This is a genomic window from Campylobacter sp. W0066.2 (genome assembly GCF_024723515.1).
Lineage (GTDB): Bacteria > Campylobacterota > Campylobacteria > Campylobacterales > Campylobacteraceae > Campylobacter_D.
In genome coordinates this window covers 1-3,811 of sequence record NZ_JANQCV010000026.1, presented here as the reverse complement: position 1 = coordinate 3,811, position 3,811 = coordinate 1, and the positions used below count along the sequence as shown (strand labels likewise).

Genomic DNA, 3,811 nt, shown 5'->3' with positions numbered 1-3,811 from the left:
TTTCTTATATATTTCTCTTCGATGCCCTATTTCGAATACAAAAATAAATAATTCATTATCATTAATTTCAGCAAGCATTCTATAATTACCCACTCTAAATCTATAAATGCCTTTTAAATTACCCTTAAATTCTTTTGCTAATTTTTTTGGATTGTCTGATTCTATTAAATTTTTAATAATCCAACTCTTAATAATTCTTGCTACTTGCTGATCAAGTTTTTCAATTGATTTTTTGGCACTACTTGAGAATTTTATCTCATACATTTTTAAATACTTCTTCAAAGCTATAAATATTATCTTTTTTAGCTTCTTTGAGTGAAATTAAAATTTTATTTTCATCTAAATTTAACTCATCTTCTATTTTTTCTAAAATAGTATCTCTTATAAATTTTGATAGTTGTAAATTATTAATTGCTAGATATTCTTTTAGTAAAATATCTTCTTGATCACTAATTCTTAACGATATTGTTCTCATGATTTTACCTTTGTATTATTTGTAATACATTATAACACATTTTATAATCATCACAAAATAATATTTTATCTTAGTGCTTTTAATCTTCACATTGAAACAATAAAATAAGTATAAGAAATTAATTTAAATTGATTAAAATACAATATAATTATATTATATGATTTTGAGAAAGGAATTTCATGACTCTTATTATTGAAAATGTCAGTGAAGATTTTTTGCCTGCATTTAAAGGTTTAGCTAAAAGTATAAATGCTAAATGTAAAGTTTCTAAACCTAAACTAAGTAGTTTTGAAAATAAGATATTAAATGCAAGCAAAGAGCTTAGTAAGGAAAAAAAAGATAACACTGCATTAAGCTTTAATTCACATCAAGATTTTGTGAAAGCTTATCAAGATGGCAAAATATAAAATTTATTATCATAAAGATTTTATAAAAGCCTATAAAAAAATAAGCAACGAAGAGCGTAAAATAACAGATAAAGTTATTATAAAGCTTTCTAACGATGAAATTTTAGAACCAAAATATAAAGATCATCAATTAAAAGGTGCATTAAAAGATTTTAGAGAATGTCATATAAAGTCTAATTTGTTATTGATTTATCAAAAACATGATAATGAACTAGAGTTAAATATTTTAAAACTAGGCAGTCATAGTAAATTATTTAAAAAATACTAAAAAAATAAGATTAAAATAACTCACAAAGAATTAAAAATACAATCTTAATCTATACTCTCTAAAGCTAATAAAAATAACAGCTTTTATCTTACAAAAAATATTTTTTATCTTACCAATATTAATTTTAAAGTTAAAATTAACAAATTAAATTATAAAACAGAATAAATACTAATAAACTTACAAATTTTAGAATATTTTTTAGTTTTTTTAAAAAATTTTGATTAGATTATGAATTAATAGGTTGAACTATTCTAGCTATAAGCATTAGCATATATAATCCATTTTTTCCTATACCAAACTCCCCTTGATTTGTTAATTCACAAGCAGTCATTGCAATAATTTTATTTTTATAAGCTTTATCTATTGTTCGTTTTTCATTATCTTCTAATTCTTCAAGCATTCTCCAAACAGCAAAATCAATAACCTTAAACCAACTATTATTTTTAATTTCTTTTTCTTTGTAAAAATTAAGCATTTTTTTAGCAACAATTACAGCGTACCAAGAAATAATTTTATAATAATCAATATCTAAAAGTTTTTGCTTATGAGTTTCTAAATACTTGTCATAAAAAATAATAATTTCCTCTATGCATTGTTGCCTATAATCACTAGGAATCGATACACCCTTTTTTGTACAAACATTATGAAATTCAAGTATCATACCAGCAATAGCTTTTCTATTATATTCAGTATTCGCCACTTCTCCAATTTTACTGATATTATCAGCCATTTAAAATGCTCTCAACGTTTTTTCAATATCACTAAAATCTTCTTCTTCTATTTTTTTCAAAATTTTCTCTTGTCTTTCTAGTGATTACTTATCTTGATCAAACAACCCAACAAAATCAAAATAATCAAGTGTAGCCTTATTGTAATGATTATCAGTGCAACCTTCATTGATTCTGTCATTACCATTAAAAACTTTATCAAAGGTATTATCCACTTCTCTTTTCATTTCAAACGATTTTCCATGATTATTCCTTTGGTATTTTAAAAAGTTTTACTATGGAGTATTTTTAAATAGCCTAATTCTTCCATCATATATTTTTCAAACCCTTCAATATCTAAAGCATTGTATAATCTAATAACCTTGTAATTGGTTTTTTGTTGAACTAAATCATCTTCTGCTATTAAATCATCTATATAACTAATAGTATCATCTAACATCATTTTTCTTGTAGAACCTCCTATTAGATAAAATACAATTTCATTTGCCTCCATCATTTGATTTTTCATGGTTTCAAACAATACGCAAGCAAAGAAATCTTTATCAACTTCATCAGGTTTATACAAATTATCATATTTACATATATTCTTAAAGTTAAATCTTTCATTGCATATTGCAAATTTAATACCATTTCTTGGAAAAGAAGATCGAATCTCTAATGTTTTGCCATTATTTAATAATAAATCTACTTGTCCTATAGATGATTTAAATTCTGTAAAACTAACAATATCCCCAAAAATTCTTTTTATATAATAAAACCAACCATATTCAGCTAAAATTCCCCCTAAAGCATCTAATATCAGTCTTTCCTTATCTCTTTTTGAAGTGCTATCATTTGCTTTAAGTGGATTTACTTGTTTTGCTAAATTCCAAGCTTGTTGATAATATTTTGAAGCTTCATCAGTTTTATTTTTAAAAACACATCTAATTACTTTGTATGTTTTTTTCACATTCATTGTATTATTTGGTATTTGACAGTCTATAATTTCGTAATTAAATAACATTATCCACCTCTTTATGTTTTATGAAAATTCTAGAATATAATCTTTTTCCATTTATATACGCTCTATCGGTTTTTCCGTTCCAGTCATTTCGTTTAATACAGACAAGCTCTCCGCTTTTGACCTGATAATCTGCTCCAATAATTTCAAATTGTTGTGGATTGTATTTATCTAAAAAAGTAATAGGAACTCCCATTATTCCAGTATAATCTAAAGGTATATCTTTAGTTTTTGAAATTTCAATAGCATTATAATTATCATAAGTAGTATAATATTGCTTGTTGTATTTTCTATTTAAAGATATTTTTTTATTTCTTTTTTGATTGTTAATATTTGAAAACCAAAAAGATCTTGCACCCTCTACTAATTCCCCTTTTGTGTTTATAAACCATCTAACACAATTTTGCCCTAACCATAATTTATTTTTCATCATATAGTTAAAACAGTTTTTATAAGAAATTGCATTAGAATTTCCTATAACCAAAAAATCTTTTTGATTAGATATAAGCATATCTATAAATTCTCTAAATAATGAAAATGGCGGATTTGTTACGACTATATCAGATTCTTTTAATAATTTAATTGTTTCATCACTTCTAAAATCACCGTTATTTTCCAAAAAGCCTTGATATTTTGGCTTATCTTTTTCCATAATGAAAATCTTACCTTTACCATCAGCATTAAAAGAAGTACTAATTATTTTTTTTAGGTTTAATCTATCAAAATTTAATTCAAAAAATTTTGTAAAGTTGCTTTTTTGTGGATCATCACAGTTGCAATAAACTATCTTATCTTTAAATGCACTTTCATAAAAGCTTAACTCTTTTTTTATATCTTCATATTGCGTATAAAACTCATCGTTTTTTATATTTTTTGCATTATTTAATTTAGTGCTACTGTTTTTATTCATTTATATATTTTCCTTTTCACCTC

Annotated in this window: 8 protein-coding genes; 2 read left to right on the top strand and 6 right to left on the bottom strand. The window is 23.9% G+C overall.

Annotated elements, in window-relative coordinates:
• Together CAMP18498_RS07740 and relB are read right to left on the bottom strand one after the other, a co-directional pair.
• On the bottom strand, nucleotides 1–264 hold a 264-nt coding region (locus CAMP18498_RS07740; protein ID WP_337198243.1), incomplete at its 3' end, for a type II toxin-antitoxin system RelE family toxin.
• Entirely contained in the window at nucleotides 257–475 is a 219-nt protein-coding gene (gene relB / locus CAMP18498_RS07735; protein ID WP_039628375.1) for a type II toxin-antitoxin system RelB family antitoxin, read from the bottom strand. The genes relB and CAMP18498_RS07740, both read right to left, overlap by 8 nt.
• 179 nt (nucleotides 476–654) lie before the next feature.
• On the opposite strand from relB, the gene CAMP18498_RS07730 reads away from it, so the two are divergent.
• Nucleotides 655–882: a hypothetical protein gene (locus CAMP18498_RS07730; protein WP_039628376.1), complete on the top strand. Its 228-nt coding sequence runs from the start codon at nucleotides 655–657 to the stop codon at nucleotides 880–882.
• The gene (locus CAMP18498_RS07725; RefSeq protein WP_263665957.1) at nucleotides 869–1,150 is read left to right on the top strand and encodes a type II toxin-antitoxin system YafQ family toxin; all 282 of its coding nucleotides are present in this window, start codon (nucleotides 869–871) and stop codon (nucleotides 1,148–1,150) included. Before CAMP18498_RS07730 ends, CAMP18498_RS07725 begins: the two co-directional genes overlap by 14 nt.
• Before the next feature lie 226 nt (nucleotides 1,151–1,376).
• Here CAMP18498_RS07725 and CAMP18498_RS07720 read toward each other — a convergent pair whose 3' ends face one another.
• The 4 genes from CAMP18498_RS07720 to CAMP18498_RS07705 form a co-directional block, all read right to left on the bottom strand.
• On the bottom strand, nucleotides 1,377–1,880 hold the full coding sequence (locus CAMP18498_RS07720) for a hypothetical protein (RefSeq protein ID WP_264284617.1): 504 nt from the start codon (nucleotides 1,878–1,880) through the stop codon (nucleotides 1,377–1,379).
• Nucleotides 1,881–1,964: 84 nt separating this feature from the next.
• Entirely contained in the window at nucleotides 1,965–2,105 is a 141-nt protein-coding gene (locus CAMP18498_RS07715) for a hypothetical protein (RefSeq protein WP_337198242.1), read from the bottom strand.
• 35 nt (nucleotides 2,106–2,140) lie between these two features.
• Nucleotides 2,141–2,881, bottom strand: coding sequence for a hypothetical protein (locus CAMP18498_RS07710; RefSeq protein WP_337198241.1), 741 nt, complete (start codon nucleotides 2,879–2,881; stop codon nucleotides 2,141–2,143).
• Nucleotides 2,871–3,788 (bottom strand): adenine-specific methyltransferase EcoRI family protein, encoded by a 918-nt coding sequence (locus tag CAMP18498_RS07705; protein ID WP_337198240.1) that lies wholly within the window; start codon nucleotides 3,786–3,788, stop codon nucleotides 2,871–2,873. The genes CAMP18498_RS07710 and CAMP18498_RS07705 overlap by 11 nt, the downstream gene beginning before the upstream one ends.
• Nucleotides 3,789–3,811 lie beyond the last annotated feature (23 nt).

Coding starts and splice junctions, on each gene's coding strand:
- CAMP18498_RS07710 (WP_337198241.1), bottom strand. CDS start 2,881: ATGTTATTTAATTACGAAATTATAGACTGTCAAATACCAAATAATACA.
- CAMP18498_RS07730 (WP_039628376.1), top strand. CDS start 655: ATGACTCTTATTATTGAAAATGTCAGTGAAGATTTTTTGCCTGCATTT.
- relB (WP_039628375.1), bottom strand. CDS start 475: ATGAGAACAATATCGTTAAGAATTAGTGATCAAGAAGATATTTTACTA.
- CAMP18498_RS07720 (WP_264284617.1), bottom strand. CDS start 1,880: ATGGCTGATAATATCAGTAAAATTGGAGAAGTGGCGAATACTGAATAT.
- CAMP18498_RS07705 (WP_337198240.1), bottom strand. CDS start 3,788: ATGAATAAAAACAGTAGCACTAAATTAAATAATGCAAAAAATATAAAA.
- CAMP18498_RS07725 (WP_263665957.1), top strand. CDS start 869: ATGGCAAAATATAAAATTTATTATCATAAAGATTTTATAAAAGCCTAT.
- CAMP18498_RS07715 (WP_337198242.1), bottom strand. CDS start 2,105: ATGAAAAGAGAAGTGGATAATACCTTTGATAAAGTTTTTAATGGTAAT.